This window comes from Pseudomonas sp. K5002 (genome assembly GCF_013386655.1).
Classification (GTDB): domain Bacteria; phylum Pseudomonadota; class Gammaproteobacteria; order Pseudomonadales; family Pseudomonadaceae; genus Aquipseudomonas.
Genome location: NZ_JACARK010001463.1, coordinates 1 through 688, shown reverse-complemented (window position 1 = coordinate 688; position 688 = coordinate 1). Strand labels below are relative to the sequence as shown.

General features: G+C 64.2%; 1 protein-coding gene. It reads left to right on the top strand.

Annotation, left to right across the window (positions count from 1 at the left end; genetic code table 11):
- Positions 1-688: tetratricopeptide repeat protein (locus HX846_RS37205; protein WP_178967466.1), on the top strand; the 688-nt coding region annotated here is incomplete at both ends.

Here is a 688-nt window from a genome sequence, read left to right as displayed (position 1 = left end):
GCTACCGCCAGGCCCGCCTGGACGACAAGGACCTGCGCCACCTCGGCCTGCTGGATGGCCCGCAAAACCTGCGCAATGACGGCCAACTGCTGCACCTCGACACCTGGGCCGACCAGGGTTACTGGCTGCTCTTACCGCTATTGCTGCTGGCCGCCTGCGCCGGGCGCCGTGGCTGGCTGTTCTTCCTGCCGTTGCTGCTGTTGGGCGCGCCGCAGCCCAGCTATGCCTTCGACTTCCAGGACCTGTGGCTGCGCCCCGACCAACAGGGTCAACTGCTGCTGAAGAAAAAACGCCCGGCCGAAGCAGCCGAACATTTCGAAGACCCGCAATGGCAAGGCGTCGCACTGTATGAAGCGGGCAACTATGCCGAAGCCGCCAAGCGGTTTGCCGAAGGCAGCGACGCCTACTCCCACTACAATCGAGGCAATGCCCTGGCCAAAAGCGGCGAGCTGGAAGCGGCGATCGATGCCTACGAACAAGCCCTCGAAGCCCAGCCAGACTTGCAGCCGGCGCTGAAGAACAAGGCGCTGGTGGAAAGCCTGATGCAACAGGAACCGGAAAAAACCGAGCCGGCCAAGCCTGCAAAAAACGAGGATGACGAAACCACCCAACCCGGCCAGACTGCGCAACCGGGCGCCAGCAGCCAGACCGCCACCGGTGGCGAGCAGACGTCCCAAGGCCAGGGCCA